Origin of the sequence: Kosakonia sp. BYX6, assembly GCF_038449125.1 — a bacterium.
Lineage (GTDB): Bacteria > Pseudomonadota > Gammaproteobacteria > Enterobacterales > Enterobacteriaceae > Kosakonia > Kosakonia calanthes.
The window spans coordinates 1779287-1795807 of record NZ_CP151800.1; the positions used below are offsets into that span (position 1 = coordinate 1779287).

Annotated in this window: 15 protein-coding genes; all 15 read left to right on the forward strand. The window is 45.7% G+C overall.

Features of this window, described 5'->3' with window-relative positions; translation table 11 throughout:
- Window positions 1-157: 157 nt before the first annotated feature.
- Window positions 158-1291 carry a hypothetical protein gene (locus AAEY27_RS08260; RefSeq protein ID WP_342324548.1) on the forward strand — a complete coding sequence of 378 codons (1134 nt, stop codon included), beginning with the start codon at window positions 158-160 and terminating at the stop codon, window positions 1289-1291.
- Entirely contained in the window at window positions 1260-2348 is a 1089-nt protein-coding gene (locus AAEY27_RS08265; protein WP_342324550.1) for a hypothetical protein, read from the forward strand. The genes AAEY27_RS08260 and AAEY27_RS08265 overlap by 32 nt, the downstream gene beginning before the upstream one ends.
- Entirely contained in the window at window positions 2345-3613 is a 1269-nt protein-coding gene (locus AAEY27_RS08270; protein WP_342324551.1) for a lipopolysaccharide biosynthesis protein, read from the forward strand. The genes AAEY27_RS08265 and AAEY27_RS08270 overlap by 4 nt, the downstream gene beginning before the upstream one ends.
- Window positions 3614-3625: 12 nt before the next feature.
- Entirely contained in the window at window positions 3626-4660 is a 1035-nt protein-coding gene (gene fnlA / locus AAEY27_RS08275) for a UDP-N-acetylglucosamine 4,6-dehydratase/5-epimerase (protein WP_342324552.1), read from the forward strand.
- A 1-nt stretch (window position 4661) separates the two neighbouring features.
- Window positions 4662-5768: a UDP-2-acetamido-2,6-beta-L-arabino-hexul-4-ose reductase gene (wbjC, locus tag AAEY27_RS08280; protein ID WP_342324553.1), complete on the forward strand. Its 1107-nt coding sequence runs from the start codon at window positions 4662-4664 to the stop codon at window positions 5766-5768.
- The gene (wecB, locus tag AAEY27_RS08285; RefSeq protein ID WP_342324555.1) at window positions 5765-6895 is read left to right on the forward strand and encodes a non-hydrolyzing UDP-N-acetylglucosamine 2-epimerase; all 1131 of its coding nucleotides are present in this window, start codon (window positions 5765-5767) and stop codon (window positions 6893-6895) included. The genes wbjC and wecB overlap by 4 nt, the downstream gene beginning before the upstream one ends.
- Complete coding sequence (locus AAEY27_RS08290; protein WP_342324557.1) at window positions 6895-8109, forward strand: glycosyltransferase family 4 protein; 1215 nt, start codon at window positions 6895-6897, stop codon at window positions 8107-8109. Before wecB ends, AAEY27_RS08290 begins: the two co-directional genes overlap by 1 nt.
- Window positions 8096-8503: a WbuC family cupin fold metalloprotein gene (locus AAEY27_RS08295; protein ID WP_342324559.1), complete on the forward strand. Its 408-nt coding sequence runs from the start codon at window positions 8096-8098 to the stop codon at window positions 8501-8503. The genes AAEY27_RS08290 and AAEY27_RS08295 overlap by 14 nt, the downstream gene beginning before the upstream one ends.
- Before the next feature lie 255 nt (window positions 8504-8758).
- On the forward strand, window positions 8759-9835 hold the full coding sequence (gene rfbB, locus AAEY27_RS08300) for a dTDP-glucose 4,6-dehydratase (RefSeq protein ID WP_342324561.1): 1077 nt from the start codon (window positions 8759-8761) through the stop codon (window positions 9833-9835).
- A complete protein-coding gene (gene rfbD, locus AAEY27_RS08305) occupies window positions 9835-10737 on the forward strand; it encodes a dTDP-4-dehydrorhamnose reductase (protein ID WP_342324563.1) in 903 nt (300 codons plus the stop codon). The genes rfbB and rfbD overlap by 1 nt, the downstream gene beginning before the upstream one ends.
- A 47-nt stretch (window positions 10738-10784) precedes the next feature.
- Entirely contained in the window at window positions 10785-11666 is an 882-nt protein-coding gene (gene rfbA, locus AAEY27_RS08310) for a glucose-1-phosphate thymidylyltransferase RfbA (RefSeq protein ID WP_342324565.1), read from the forward strand.
- Window positions 11666-12229 carry a dTDP-4-dehydrorhamnose 3,5-epimerase gene (gene rfbC, locus AAEY27_RS08315; protein ID WP_342324567.1) on the forward strand — a complete coding sequence of 188 codons (564 nt, stop codon included), beginning with the start codon at window positions 11666-11668 and terminating at the stop codon, window positions 12227-12229. The genes rfbA and rfbC overlap by 1 nt, the downstream gene beginning before the upstream one ends.
- A 225-nt stretch (window positions 12230-12454) precedes the next feature.
- Window positions 12455-13861, forward strand: a complete 1407-nt coding sequence (gene gndA, locus AAEY27_RS08320; protein WP_342324569.1) for an NADP-dependent phosphogluconate dehydrogenase — start codon at window positions 12455-12457, stop codon at window positions 13859-13861.
- A gap of 266 nt (window positions 13862-14127) precedes the next feature.
- Window positions 14128-15294 carry a UDP-glucose 6-dehydrogenase gene (gene ugd, locus AAEY27_RS08325; protein ID WP_342324571.1) on the forward strand — a complete coding sequence of 389 codons (1167 nt, stop codon included), beginning with the start codon at window positions 14128-14130 and terminating at the stop codon, window positions 15292-15294.
- Window positions 15295-15511: 217 nt separating this feature from the next.
- The gene (gene wzzB, locus AAEY27_RS08330) at window positions 15512-16495 is read left to right on the forward strand and encodes an LPS O-antigen chain length determinant protein WzzB (RefSeq protein WP_342324572.1); all 984 of its coding nucleotides are present in this window, start codon (window positions 15512-15514) and stop codon (window positions 16493-16495) included.
- Window positions 16496-16521: the final 26 nt, after the last annotated feature.

Here is a 16521-nt window from a genome sequence, read left to right on the forward strand (position 1 = left end):
TGATATTTCTATCGTGCACAAAACATTCCTAACGATGTTTTGTTATTTGTCTTTTTTGATGGGCATGAATGTCTTTCCCCAAAGCTGGCTGTTTATTATTTTTGCTGCATGCGTATACTCTATTAACAAACCGCGTTTTCTATTGTCACCGAGAAATATGATTTTCTTGTATTATTTCTTATGGTTTGGGCTCGCACCTATTTTCGCAAGGCGATATCAGGAAACTGCATTTGACAGCGACATCGTTTACCAGGCTTATCTCTATTTAGCCAGTAGTTATACGGTATTAATGCTCGTTGCCATGATGGTGGAGTATACCTCTGAAACGCGCTCTAATTTTCACCTGTCTTCTTTTTCCAATATCCAGGTTGCACAGTCGAAATTACTTTTGATGGCTTGTGTCATCATTATCTCTTTCGTTTTATATATACAAATGACGGGAGGGGTAACGCATTGGCAACAAAATCTTGATCGTGCTTTTTTGACAAGGCAAGGTGCTGGGACATGGTATTTGATTTTTTCTCTGATCCTTCCACTGTTTGTTTTCTTTATACGTCTGAAGTATAGGGGGATATTCGTTCTTCTAAGTTTGATGATAGTAGTGTTGGCGCTAAGTCCTTTTATTGGCAGTAAACAAAAGATAATTCATTACTTTTTGCTAATTTTTGCAACCTGGATATTTTGTCGTAAATTTAATATCCGGATAGCGCTCAGCGTTTTCATGCCAGCGGCGTTGCTATTTGTTTTGGGTAACTATTTTCGTAATGCTTCCTGGATGACACTCAATGATGTATTGGGTTATTCACTAAACTATTTTGATACTCTGGACTCATTGCTTCTTGTTATTAAAGAGAAACATTATCCGCTTGAGGTTTTCTCTTTCTTCTTACCTTTTAACAAATTTGCTAATTTATTTACTGGGCAAGATGCTTTTTTTGATATTAGTGCATATTTAACGAATATGTATTTCCCGACGGCATGGAATATCAGGGCAACCGTTCAGTTTCCTGTTGAGGTAGATTTGTTCTTCAGCTTCGGTTATTGGCTCGGGTTGATTCCATTGGCTGTTTTTATTTTTGTGTACTCAAAGATATACGTGCGGATGCTCTATAGTAATAAGGTCATCTATCTTTTTATCTGGTTTAATTTATTCATATATTTAATGAGTCATTTGCGAGGCGGTTTAATATTGTGGACTGATTTCTACATGTACCCGTACCTTATCATTGTTTATTTTATGTTTAAAGAGGTTAAATATAATGTGGTTCCATGGACGACGAAGCCGATATAATCTCATAAAGAGTTCACTCGAAAATGAATCTCGGGTTGATGATTATTTAGTAAAGAAATTCGGTCTGGAATCATCTGGCATCGCATTATTTAAAGTTGCCCGCTTCAAAGGACGGCTTAAAGTATGGCGCTCTTTGTTTTTTATACCTGCAATCCCCGTTTATTACGTGTTTCAGCTTATCCTGAGCCTTTTAGAAAAAAAGGACATTAAATTCGCGCAAACAGATTCATTATTTCTTTCTTTTACAGCATCACCCAAAATTGTTGAGTTGCATCGAGAGTATGCTAATGATTTGCCGTACTTACATTGCGTCAAAGGCACAAAACTATACTTTGTCAGTACGCTGTCTCCACTGTGTATTTTGCTTTGCTACTTCATCTCTCTTTATTATTCGGTGCGATTTTTACTTGGTAGTCGAGTGAATTATTATCTACATACTGCCAATGTGTTTGAGTTGGTTCTATTCTCTTTTTATCTGGAAAAATTATCACGCTGTGGTGTTAAAAGTATAACACTGACAAATCATTACGATCGTTGGATTACATTAATCGCGGGTACAGCACTCTTCGATGTGAATGTTATTCAGCATGGCCTGATAGATAATGAATATTACCCCGCTCACAAACTTGATAATATAAATTCCCTTAGAGCGTTTAGTGACAAACAAATCGATATATTTAATAATAATATTTATACACATCCCGTTAGCAATTTAAATTATCTCAAAGCTAATTTGCAAATAGATCAGGATGACAAATGCGATTGCCTGATAGTCAGTAACCCCTTCTTCATTGAAGCGGAGTTGCAAATTTACCAACAGCTAAAAAATGGTAAAGTAGATGTAAAGTTCAGACCGCACCCATTATTTACTACTCAAGCTGTTCTCAATGAAATTGATGAAAATGACTTATGTCTGAATAAGCGCTTTCCGTCGCCCAAAGTCTGTATTTATAGAAGTTCAACGTTAGGGAATGAATATGAGATGATGGGATATAAAACAATTGAATGGAGTGAAGAGACAACAACTGACGATATCATTGCAGCGGTGCGAGGATGAGAAATCTAGTCTTATATGGCTTAGCATCTGGTTTCAGTCGGGGAGGGATGTTCCTGATACTTCCTGTACTGGCATCCTTTATGTCAATTGCTGATTATGGCCAGTTTTCGCTCTACATTATTATCGTACAATTACTTATTCCATTTATTAGCATAAATATTTCTTCAATTATCGGTCGGGAAGTTTATGAGCGATTTCGAACTGCGCTTTTCTTCACTGCTTTTTTCAACAGAATAGCATTTGTCATTAGTTTAGGATGTATCCTTGTTTACTGTTGGGTTCCACAATACTTTTTGCTAATAATTATTTACGCTTTTTGGGAAGCTATCTTTTTACTAGTAACGACCACCGTCAGATTTAGAAGCTCAGCTTATAATTACTTCATTTTATGTATGAGTAAAATGGTTCTGCTGATAGCGTTATTAGCTCTCTTGTATTTCTACCACGCTGATTTACTCGCACGCGTTGACGTTTTATTAATTGTCTTTGCAGTTTCCAACACAGTAGTGATTATACCGTATATAAAAATAACCTTCGGGATCAAAGTTAGCACCTGCGCAATGTTCAGGAAAATCAGCGCACAAAAGGCTATCATTTTGTTTGCGTTAGGCATTTTGCCACATACTGTTGCGCAATGGGTGACATCAGGTTCCGATCGGTTTTTTGTTAAATATTTCGGCGGAAATGAAATGCTGGGATATTATTCTTTTTCATATGCAGTTGCTGCAATTTATATGATCATAAACAGTAGTTTGGCGCTAGGTATTCCGCAAATATGTGTTAAGAGTTTTCATTTTTTTTCTACCAGAAAATTTTATTTATCATTCTTTAGCGCGGTTACCGTGCTGTGGTTTGGCACTGTTTTAACAATTAATATCGTGCTTTACTATCTTAAGCTTAAATATAATCTTGGCGATATTTTTTGGGTTATCTATTCCATTCTGACTGGTCTTTATTTCCTGTCTTTCTATTATTATTATTCATCTTATCTGTTTTATGACAGGCAAGCCAGACAGCTTTCAGGAATTACAATAATGACTGCTATTGTGAACATCGGATTAGTCGTTATTTTAACACCGCTGTTGGGTATGCTGGGTACAGCGCTCAGTACGACGATATCGTATTTCGTCTACAGTTTTGTGACTTATCAAAAAGTAATCCGACAGCATCCTAATGTATTAGGGTTGTTATACCCAACGTTATTTGTTTTTTTTCTGACAGTTATAATTATGTTGCTCATCAAGCTCACCGATTTTCTTAACTAGAATGGTATGATTATGTTTAAAGATAAAGTCCTGTTGATTACAGGTGGAACAGGTTCTTTTGGTAACGCAGTGCTTAATCGCTTCCTGGATACGGACATTAAAGAGATCCGAATTTTCTCTCGTGATGAGAAAAAACAAGATGACATGCGGAAAAAATACAGTAATAGCAAACTCAAGTTCTATATAGGCGATGTACGCGATTACTCAAGCATTCTCAATGCCAGTCGCGGTGTTGATTTTATTTATCACGCCGCTGCGTTAAAACAAGTCCCGTCATGCGAATTCCATCCGATGGAGGCCGTGAAGACCAATGTCCTGGGTACGGAAAACGTGCTTGAGGCTGCAATCGCCAACGAAGTTAAGCGCGTTGTATGCCTGAGCACTGATAAAGCTGTTTATCCGATCAATGCCATGGGTATTTCCAAAGCAATGATGGAAAAAGTGATGGTCGCCAAGTCGCGCAATGTTGACAGTACCAAGACTGTTATTTGTGGTACGCGCTACGGGAATGTCATGGCATCACGTGGTTCGGTGATCCCGCTGTTCGTTGACCTTATCAAGCAAGGTAAATCCCTCACCATCACGGATCCGAACATGACCCGGTTCATGATGACGCTTGAAGATGCTGTCGATCTGGTTTTGTATGCGTTCGAGCACGGCAACAGCGGTGATATTTTCGTACAAAAAGCCCCTGCAGCAACAATCGAGACTTTGGCACTGGCGCTGAAAGATGTTCTGAATACGCCGGATCACCCGGTAGAAGTTATCGGTACCCGCCACGGTGAAAAACTCTATGAAGCGCTGTTAAGTCGTGAAGAAATGATCGCGGCCATTGATATGGGTGATTACTACCGCGTACCACCGGATCTGCGCGATTTGAACTACGGAAAATATGTTGAGCAGGGTGACAAACGTATTTCGGAAGTACAGGATTATAACTCCCATAACACGCAGCGGCTTGATGTGGAAGGAATGAAAAAGCTGTTATTAAAGCTTTCATTTATTAATGCATTACGCGCGGGTGAAGAGTACGAGCTGGATGCATGATATGAAAATTCTCGTCACAGGTTCCGAAGGCTTTATTGGCCGTAATTTGTGCTTGCGGCTGGAAGAAATGGGTTATCACGATCTGATCAAAATTGATCGTTCTTCTTCAGTTGATGAATTCAATACCGCCGTTAAAACCGCTGATTTCATTTTTCATCTTGCCGGGACGAACCGGCCAAAAGATGAAAATGAATTCTTCGCGGGTAACTCTGGGCTTACGCAGAAAATCATCGATACCTTGCTGGCTGCTAAGCTGAAAACGCCCGTTATGCTCAGTTCGTCTATTCAGGCCGAATACGACAATGCGTATGGTAAAAGCAAGGCGGACGCTGAGCATGCTCTGCGCGCTTATGCTGAAAAAAGCGGTGCCAGTTACTATATTTACCGCTTCCCAAACGTTTTTGGTAAATGGTGCAAACCTAATTACAACTCCTTTGTTGCTACCTTTTGCCATAACATTGCGACGGACAAAGATGTTGAGATCCATAATCCTGATGCTGAAGTGACATTGGTTTATGTCGATGACGTATGTTCCGCGCTCGTTAAGCTGCTGCAAGAAAACACCCAAAGCGGCTATTGTTTCGTCGAGCCTCAATATCCCACCACCGTGGGTAAGGTTGCGAACCTTCTCTATACTTTTAAAGAGAGTCGCCAAACGTTGATCACAGAAGCCGTTGGCACTGGTTTTGAGCGGGCGCTCTATTCAACCTGGCTAAGTTATCTTTCTCCCGCACAGTTTAGCTACCAGGTACCCTCCTACGGTGATCAGCGGGGCGTGTTCTGTGAAATGCTGAAAACACGTGATGCCGGCCAATTCTCATTTTTTACTGCCCATCCAGGCATTACGCGTGGTGGGCATTACCACCATTCCAAAAATGAAAAATTCCTTGTTATTCAGGGTGCTGCGCTATTTAAATTTGAGCATGTGATTACGGGTGAAAAGTATCAATTGGAAGTAACGTCTGACCAATACACCATTGTTGAAACGGTTCCCGGCTGGACTCATGATATTACTAACACCGGCTCGAATGAGCTCATCGTGATGTTGTGGGCGAATGAAATTTTCGACAGAAATGCACCAGATACTATAACGAGAGCTTTATCATGAAAAAATTGAAAGTCATGTCGATTGTGGGTACGCGCCCTGAGATTATTCGTCTGTCGCGCGTTCTGGCAAAGCTGGATGAATTCTGTGACCACACGCTGGTTCATACGGGGCAGAATTATGACTACGAACTCAATGAAGTTTTCTTTAACGATCTGGGTGTTAGAAAACCTGATTATTTTCTCAGTGCTGCGGGCAAAAATGCGGCCACTACGATTGGTCAAGTCATCATAAAAGTCGATGAAGTACTTGAAGAGATCCAGCCAGAAGCGCTATTAGTGCTTGGCGATACCAATTCCTGTATGTCCGTACTCCCGGCAAAACGCCGCCGTATTCCGGTTTTCCATATGGAAGCGGGTAATCGTTGCTTTGATCAACGTGTACCGGAAGAGATTAATCGCCGTATCGTGGATCACTCTGCGGATATCAACTTAACCTACAGCGATATTGCACGAGATTATTTGCTCAGCGAAGGCTTACCGCCGGATCGTGTCATTAAGACCGGTAGCCCAATGTTTGAAGTTCTCAATCATTACATGCAGCAAATTGATGGTTCGGACATATTGGCTCGCCTGGAGCTGACAAAACACCAGTACTTTGTGGTGAGTGCGCACCGCGAGGAGAATGTAGACTCGCCGAAACAACTTTCTGGTCTGGCAACCACACTGAATACGATTGCTGAGAAATATGATCTTCCGGTTATTATTTCCACCCATCCGCGTACACGCAATCGCATCGAAGCCGCAGGCATTGTATTCCACAAGAATATTCAGTTGCTGAAGCCGATGGGGTTCCATGACTACAACCATCTGCAAAAGCATGCCAAAGCCGTGTTGTCTGACAGTGGAACGATTACGGAAGAATCATCTATTATGAATTTTCCTGCCCTGAATATTCGGGAAGCTCATGAGCGCCCGGAAGGTTTTGAAGAAGCATCAGTCATGATGGCTGGGCTTAGCGTAGAGCGCGTATTGCAGGCACTGGCTATTCTGGAAACACAACCTCGCGGTGAAGAGCGTCTGCTTCGTCCGGTCTACGACTACAGTATGCCAAACGTTTCTGATAAGGTTGTCAGAATCATCCATTCATATACTGACTATGTTAAGCGAGTGGTCTGGAAAGAGTATTAATGAAACTTGCACTCATCATCGATGATTATTTGCCTAACAGTACTCGCGTTGGTGCAAAGATGTTTCATGAGCTGGCGGTTGAGTTAGTCACTCATGGGCATCAGGTCACTGTCATCACCCCTGACCCGACGATCGCTCAGCGCCTCATTTGCGATGAGCTCGATGGTGTAAACATCTGGCGCTTTAGAAGCGGGCCGATAAAAGATGTGAATAAAATTCTGCGGGCTGTCAATGAGACACTACTCTCATGTCGCGCCTGGCTCGCAATAAAAGATAACGTCCAGCCTTCGACTTTTGATGGCATCATCTATTATTCACCGTCTATTTTCTGGGGCCGCCTGGTTTACCACCTTAAACGACGCTGCTCTTGCAAGGCTTATCTGGTCTTGCGCGACCTGTTTCCTCAATGGGTCATCGATGCTGGCTTATTACGTGCCGGAACATTATTTGAAAAATACTTTCGTCTTTTCGAACGTTACTCGTATAAACAGGCGGACAGCATCGGGCTGATGTCGGAAAAAAATCTCCAGGTGTTCAAAGAACAACACGGGCATTATCCTGGAGAAGTTTTGCGCAATTGGGCGAGTATCTCTGCGGTTGGACATCCCGATGATAACTACGTTTCTATCCGTGAAAAATTAGGGCTGCAGGATAAAGTCATTTATTTTTACGGCGGAAACATCGGCCATGCGCAGGATATGGCTAACCTCATGCGATTAGCCAGAAATATGCAACATCACGTCTCAGCCCATTTCCTGTTTGTCGGGCAGGGCGATGAAGTGGAGTTGATCAATAAGCTGGCAAAAGAATGGGGTTTGACCAACTTCAGCTATTTGCCATCGGTGAACCAGTCTGAGTTCAAATGTATTCTCAATGAGATCGATGTCGGTCTCTTTTCACTTTCCGCACAACATACAGCACATAATTTCCCGGGGAAATTATTAGGTTACATGGTTCATTCCCTTCCCATATTGGGCAGTGTGAATCGTGGAAATGATCTGCTTGAGATAATCAACGTCAACAAAGCTGGTTTCATTCATGTTAATGGCGAAGATGACGCGCTACTGCAGTCTGCGGAACGGTTGTGTCTGGAAAAAGACCTTCGTCAGTGCCTGGGGCGCAATGCGCAGGAATTATTGAAACAGCAATTTTCCGTATGCGCAGCAGCACAGACAATTGAAACTCAGTTAGAGGCGAAAAATGCATTTAATTGAAGAGCAAATTATGCAGCGCTTATTCACTGAGGCCGCGGCATCTGAGCGCAAGCGCGCGCATTATCTTATGCACAACAGCCATCAGGATAAGGTCCAACGGCTGATTATTGCGATGGTGAAGGGAAGCTATGTTGATCCTCATTACCACGAGCTGCCTCATCAGTGGGAAATGTTCATCGTGATGCAGGGCAGTTTTGAGGTGAAGCTCTACAATCCGGATGGTTCGGTTCGCCACGCTTTTACCGCCGGACCGCAGCATGGCGTCTCTGTCATTGAATTTGCGCCCGGTGATATCCACAGCGTTGAATGTTTGTCTGAGTATGCTTCCATGATGGAAGTGAAAGAAGGGCCATTCGACGTGAACTACGCCAAAGCACCTCCTCCCTGGCTCTAAGTCTGCTGCAAACACAATGGCGGCAAGCAGGTTTAGCCGCCATTGTTTTATTTAGCAAAACAATAGCTTGAAAAAAGGCTATTTTCCCCTTTGTAATCCACTCATTGAACTATGCCTTTCCTTGCTTCAATTGCATCAGGCTAAGAAATTGTGTATCCGCTTATAATTCCTGAATCGCGTTGTAGGCTCTTGATGTCGCGAGACAGGCCTGACGGACAAAATCTTATCTCTTCATTCATAGACGGAATTGATAGCGTGAAAATTCTTGTTACAGGCGGCGCCGGTTTTATCGGTTCTGCGGTTATCCGACATATCATTCAACATACCCGCGACGCCGTGGTAAACGTTGATAAATTAACCTATGCCGGCAATCTGGAGTCTCTCGCTGAGGTTTCAGAGAGCGACCGTTATGCTTTTGAGCATGCCGATATCTGTGATGCCGTCCAAATGGCGCGTATTTTCGCTGAACATAAACCGGATGCTGTCATGCATCTTGCCGCAGAGAGCCATGTTGATCGTTCTATCTCTGGTCCGGCGGCCTTTATTGAAACCAATATCGTCGGTACTTACGTCTTACTTGAAGCGGCTCGCAATTACTGGTTAACCTTGCGCGATGAGTCGAAAAAAGCTTTTCGTTTTCACCATATTTCGACGGATGAAGTCTACGGCGATTTGCCGCATCCGGACGAACATCCCCAGGTGCTGCCACTGTTTACTGAAACAACGGCTTACGCGCCAAGCAGTCCATACTCCGCATCGAAAGCGTCCAGCGATCACCTTGTTCGCGCCTGGCTGCGAACATACGGTCTGCCAACCATCGTGACCAATTGCTCCAACAATTACGGCCCTTATCATTTCCCGGAAAAACTAATCCCGCTGATTATTCTCAATGCGCTTGAAGGCAAGGCGTTGCCGGTTTATGGCAAAGGCGATCAAATACGCGATTGGCTTTATGTCGAAGATCACGCCCGCGCGCTGTACACCGTGGTGACAGAAGGCGTGGCTGGTGAGACCTACAACATTGGCGGCTATAACGAAAAACAGAACCTTGATGTTGTGTACACCATCTGCGATCTGCTTGATGAAATGGTGCCGAAAGCTGTTTCCTACCGCGCCCAAATTACGTTTGTCGCCGATCGCCCCGGACACGACAGGCGCTATGCGATTGACGCCAGCAAAATCGGCCGGGAACTGGGCTGGAAGCCGCAAGAAACATTCGAATCCGGCATCCGTAAAACCGTGCAGTGGTTTCTGGATAACGCTCGCTGGGTCGAAAATGTAAAAAGTGGCGCGTATAAAACCTGGATTGAAGAGAATTACGAGAAACGCTGATGAACATTCTGTTATTCGGTAAGACAGGTCAGGTTGGTTGGGAGCTACAACGCTCTCTGGCTCCGCTGGGCAATCTGATCGCCGTCGATGTCCACTCCACCGATTACTGTGGTGATTTCAGTCATCCTGAGGGTGTGGCAGAGACCGTACGCCGTGTACGCCCGGACGTGATCGTCAACGCGGCTGCCCACACGGCTGTCGATAAGGCCGAATCTGAACGTGAGTTTGCGCAATTACTTAATGCGACCAGTGTCGAAGCGATTGCGAGGGAAGCTGCCGCGCTGAACACATGGGTTGTCCACTATTCAACAGACTATGTTTTTCCTGGAACTGGCGATCGCCCCTGGCGGGAAAGCGATGAAACCGGGCCGTTAAACATCTATGGCGAAACTAAACTGGCCGGCGAAAGAACCCTTCAGCAGCATTGCCCGAAGCATCTGATCTTCCGTACCAGTTGGGTCTACGCAGGCAAAGGGAATAACTTTGCAAAGACGATGCTTCGGCTGGCGCAGGAGCGGGCTGAACTTTCTGTTATTAATGATCAGGTGGGTGCTCCGACGGGCGCTGAATTACTGGCTGATTGCACGGCTCATGCCATCCGACTTGCGCTGCAAAAACCGGAGGTGGCGGGGTTGTATCATCTGGTGGCTGCGGGAACTACAACCTGGTATGACTACGCTGCGTTGGTGTTTGCCGAAGCGGAAAAAGCCGGTATATCGTTGGCCATTAAGTCGTTAAATGCTGTTGCCACGCATAATTATCCCACTCCGGCCCGACGTCCGCTGAATTCAACGCTGGATACAACGAAATTCCGGACGACATTCGATCTGGTTCTGCCGCAGTGGGAAACAGGTGTGAAACGTATGCTCAATGAGTGGCTTAGTGCCACGACTGCCAAATAAAAAATTGCTAAAGCCAGAATGCTGCGCCTTCTGCATGCGGAGAACAAATGACAACACGTAAAGGTATTATTCTTGCGGGCGGATCCGGGACCCGTCTTTATCCCGTGACGATGGCGGTGAGCAAGCAATTGTTGCCGATCTACGACAAACCGATGATCTACTATCCGCTCTCAGTACTGATGCTTGCGGGTATCCGTGACATCCTGATTATTAGCACACCGCAGGATACGCCGCGTTTTGAACAACTCCTGGGCGACGGTAGCCAGTGGGGGTTGAACCTGCACTACAAAGTTCAGCAAAGCCCGGATGGGCTGGCACAGGCGTTCATTATTGGCGAAGAGTTTATTGGCAACGACAGTTGTGCCCTGGTATTGGGCGACAATATTTTTTACGGCCACGATCTGCCGAGACAGTTGGAACAAGCAATCCATCAGGAGAGCGGTGCGACCGTCTTTGCCTACCATGTAAACGACCCAGAACGCTATGGTGTCGTGGAGTTTGACAGCAACGGCACGGCAATCTCCCTTGAAGAAAAACCGCGTGAACCGAAAAGTAATTATGCGGTTACCGGGCTCTACTTCTATGATAACCGTGTTGTCGGGATGGCAAAAAGCCTCAAGCCCTCTGCACGCGGTGAGCTGGAAATTACCGATATCAACAGCCTCTATTTGCAGAAGGGAGAGCTCTCTGTCGCCATGATGGGCCGTGGTTATGCCTGGCTTGATACCGGCACGCACCAGAGCATGATCGAAGCCAGCAACTTTATTGCCACCATTGAACAGCGTCAGGGGTTAAAAGTCTCTTGCCCGGAAGAAATTGCCTATCGTAAAGGTTTCATTGACGCAAAACAGATCCGAAGACTCGCCGAACCGCTGTCGAAAAACGCGTACGGTCAGTACCTGCTTAAGATGATAAAAGACGCGCAGTAATGAACATTATCAAAACTGATATTGCCGATGTATTACTCTTTGAACCCAAGGTTTTTAGCGATGATCGCGGCTTTTTCTTCGAAAGTTTTAATCGAAAATTATTCGAAGATGTGACTGGTGTGACCGGTGAGTTTGTTCAGGACAATCATTCAAAGTCCAAAAAAAATGTGCTAAGAGGGCTGCATCTTCAGCAGGAACCTTTCGCGCAGGGCAAATTAGTTCGATGTGTTCAGGGGAGCGTGTTTGATGTCGCGGTCGATCTTCGACCCGGATCCGCGTCCTTTGGTCAATGGGTTGGTTCTGAACTCACTGCCGAAAATAAACACCAGTTATGGATTCCAAAAGGCTTCGCGCATGGGTTCTATGTGTTGAGCGACTCAGCCGAGGTGATTTATAAATGTGTGGGTTATTATGCCCCGCAATCAGAACTGTCTCTGCGCTGGGATGATAAAGATGTGGATATTGCATGGCCGATTCCGGCCGCACAAGTCCCGCTTCTTTCCGCCAAAGACGCCAACGCTCTCGGTCTTAAAGATATTATTAAAAATCAACTCATTAAGTAATTCTAATCGCTTGAAATGTCCTTCGGCATCGCCCTGGCTTTATGTTAAAAAGCCAGCGTGCCGGGGGATAAATGCCCTGGGGGACGTGTTTATTGCGCGCACGATTCAGGCATTCATTTCCCTTAGCGCATCAAACGCTATCCTCTTTTGACTATCCTGAGTTAACATCTCTGGCACATTTCAAGCCGCGTATGCCGCGGTGACCACACCTGACAGGAGTATGTAATGTCCAAGCAACAAATCGGCGTTGTTGGTATGGCGGTAATGGGGCGCAACCTGGCGCTGAACATCGAAAGCCGTGGCTATACCGTTTCCGTCTTCAACCGCTCCCGCGAAAAAACTGAAGAAGTGATTGCCGAAAACCCGGGCAAAAAGCTGGTTCCTTACTACACCGTGCAAGAATTTGTCGAATCCCTGGAAACTCCGCGCCGCATTCTGCTGATGGTGAAAGCCGGCGAGGGGACTGACAAAGCAATCGAATCCCTGAAACCATATCTGGAAAAAGGCGACATCATTATTGATGGTGGCAATACCTTCTTCCAGGACACCATCCGTCGTAACCGCGAACTTTCCGCTGAAGGCTTCAACTTTATCGGCACCGGCGTTTCCGGTGGTGAAGAAGGCGCGCTGAAAGGCCCTTCCATCATGCCTGGCGGCCAGAAAGACGCTTACGAACTGGTTGCGCCCATCCTCACTAAAATCGCTGCGGTTGCAGAAGATGGCGAACCGTGCGTGACCTATATCGGTCCGGACGGTGCGGGTCACTATGTGAAAATGGTGCACAACGGCATCGAATACGGTGATATGCAGCTGATCGCAGAAGCCTATGCATTGCTGAAAGGCGGCCTGAACCTCTCCAACGAAGAGCTGGCGAAAACTTTCAGCGAGTGGAACGCTGGCGAGCTGAGCAGCTACCTGATCGACATCACCAAAGATATCTTCACCAAGAAAGATGAAGAGGGTAAATACCTGGTTGATGTGATCCTTGATGAAGCGGCGAACAAAGGCACCGGTAAATGGACCAGCCAGAGCTCGCTGGATCTCGGCGAACCACTGTCGCTGATCACCGAATCCGTATTCGCACGCTATATCTCTTCTCTGAAAGAGCAGCGCGTTGCTGCCTCGAAAGTGCTGTCTGGCCCGCAGGCGACTCTGGCTACCGACAAAGCCGAATTTATTGAGAAAGTACGCCGCGCGCTATACCTCGGTAAAATCGTTTCCTACGCGCAGGGCTTCTCTCAACTGCGTGCGGCGTCCGATGAGCACAACTGGGATCTGAACTACGGCGAAATCGCGAAGATCTTCCGTGCGGGTTGCATTATCCGTGCGCAGTTCCTGCAGAAAATCACCGACGCGTATGCTGAAACTCCCGCTATCGCAAACTTGTTGCTGGCACCGTACTTCAAGAAAATCGCTGACGATTACCAGCAAGCGCTGCGTGACGTTGTGGCTTACGCGGTACAAAACGGTATTCCGGTGCCGACGTTCTCCGCTGCGGTGGCGTACTACGACAGCTACCGTTCTGCAGTACTGCCGGCAAACCTGATTCAGGCACAGCGTGACTATTTCGGTGCGCACACTTACAAGCGTACTGACAAAGACGGCGTATTCCATACCGAGTGGCTGGATTAATCTGATAATCATTCGTTTGGTTTATGCAAGCCCGGTTACCGTAACCGGGCTTTTTTTGCGCTTAACCGCGATGATAGCGGGCACATTTGGCCAATTTTTAAGAAAAATGCCAGCGAAGTTCAGCAAAGACGCCGTTCTTAAGCGCAACTTGTCTTATTGACACTCTCTCAACAGAAGAGGTAAAAACCCCAACAGTTATTGATATAAAGCGATGGCGGCGGAGTCGTCATCTTCGGTTTCATACACTCACAAAAGTTGCTTATCGAATGAAAATAACAATCTCCGGAACAGGTTACGTTGGGCTTTCAAACGGGATTCTGATCGCGCAGAACCATGAAGTCGTGGCGCTCGATATTGTGCAATCCAAAGTTGATATGCTTAATCAAAAGATTTCTCCAATCGTTGATAAGGAAATCCAGGAGTATTTGCAGAATAAGCCGCTGAACTTTCGTGCGACAACGGACAAGCAGGACGCCTACCGTGGTGCTGATTACGTCATCATCGCCACGCCGACTGACTATGATCCGAAAACCAACTACTTCAACACCAGCACCGTAGAAGCCGTTATTCGTGATGTTCACGAAATTAACCCGCAGGCGGTGATGATCATCAAATCCACCATTCCGGTGGGATTCACCCAGTCAATTAAAGAACGCTTTGGCATTGATAATGTCATCTTCTCACCGGAGTTTTTACGTGAAGGTAAAGCGCTTTATGACAACCTGTACCCGTCGCGTATTGTGATCGGTGAGCGCTCAGCGCGTGCAGAGCGTTTCGCGGCGCTGCTGCAAGAAGGTGCAATCAAACAAGATATTCGTGTGCTGTTTACCGACTCCACCGAAGCCGAAGCCATCAAACTGTTCGCCAATACTTATCTGGCAATGCGCGTCGCTTACTTCAATGAACTGGACAGCTACGCTGAAAGCCTGGGGCTAAACAGCCGCCAGATTATCGAAGGCGTCTGTCTCGACCCGCGCATCGGCAATCACTATAACAACCCATCATTCGGTTACGGTGGTTACTGCCTGCCGAAAGACACCAAACAGCTGCTGGCTAACTATCAGTCGGTACCGAACAACATTATCTCGGCGATTGTTGACGCAAACCGCACCCGCAAAGACTTTATTGCGGATTCAATTCTCGCCCGCAAACCGAAGGTCGTGGGGGTGTATCGTCTGGTGATGAAGAGCGGGTCTGATAACTTCCGCGCTTCATCGATTCAGGGGATCATGAAGCGTATTAAAGCGAAAGGCGTGCAAGTTATCGTCTATGAGCCAGTAATGCAGGAAGATGAGTTCTTCCACTCGCGCGTTGTGCGGGATCTAGAGGCGTTTAAGAAAGAAGCCGATGTCATTATTTCAAACCGCATGGCCAAAGAGCTGGCAGACGTTGAAGACAAAGTTTATACCCGCGATTTATTTAATAACGACTAATCATAAATAACATTGCATGGCGGCCCGCACGGGCCGTTTTTATCGGTTTTGTCTCTTATTCAATGACTGCGTTACAAAGGTCATGCATTTTTAGGTACGTGGATGGTTAAATAATGTTCGTTGAACTTTATTTACACGTAATCCTATAGAAAAAAAAAAGCGAGCCGCTAAACTCGCGCTCTATAATTCTATTTTGCGCTTCTCATTTAGGGTAGCTATGACACACGAAAAAAATAACCTGAATTTCAGGCAGAGCAATGATGCTGAACAGATTGATTTAATTGAGGTTTTGTTGCAAATCTGGCGTGCTAAATGGATCGTAGCCTTTTTTATTGCATTTACGCTCGTTATTGCTGGTGTCTATCTGACTTTCGCCAAAGAAAAATGGACCTCCGTCGCTGTGATCAGCTCACCGGATGCCGGGCAGATTGCCAACTACACCAGTGCAATGAGTGTGCTCAGCAATGACGATAATTTTGATATCGGCGATATTCAGCAACGGGTTATCGGACGTTTTAATTCTGCTTTTTCCGCCCTTGCTGAAACGCTGAGTAACCAGGCAATTCCTGAGAATTTAACAATTAATACAGCGGTGCAGGGACAACCGTTGCCACTGAAAGTCACCTACCAGGCCACTACAGCAAAAGAAGCTCAGCGCAAACTCGCAGAATATATTGAGCGAATTGATCAACTCATCGCAAAGGAACTGGTTGATGATTTAAAAATCAACACCAAATCCCGTACCGAAAATTTAGTTGAGTCATTGTCGACGCAGGAAAAAGTGGCTCAAGAGCAAAAAGATCTGCGCATCAAACAGATTGAACAGGCGCTTGCCGTAGCGAAAGAAGCGGAAGTGCACTCTCCGCAAGTGCAGCAGACGGAAAATGTGTCGCAGGATACCCTGTTCCTGCTTGGCAGTGCGGCGCTGCAGTCGATGATCAAAAACGAATCCTCTCGCCCGCTGGTCTTCTCTGACGATTATTATAAAACCCGTCAAAATCTTCTTGATTTACAGACGATTGTCGTGCAACCGAAGAGCATCCATAGCTACCGCTATGTGATGAAGCCATCATTGCCTATCCATCGCGATAGCCCTCGCAAAGCGCTGACACTTGCACTGGCTCTCATTTTGGGGGCGATTATCGGTTCGGGTTTTGTACTGATGCGTAATGCGTTGCGAAACTACCAGCCGAAAGCATAAAAAGCATAAATACGAAAAACCGGGCA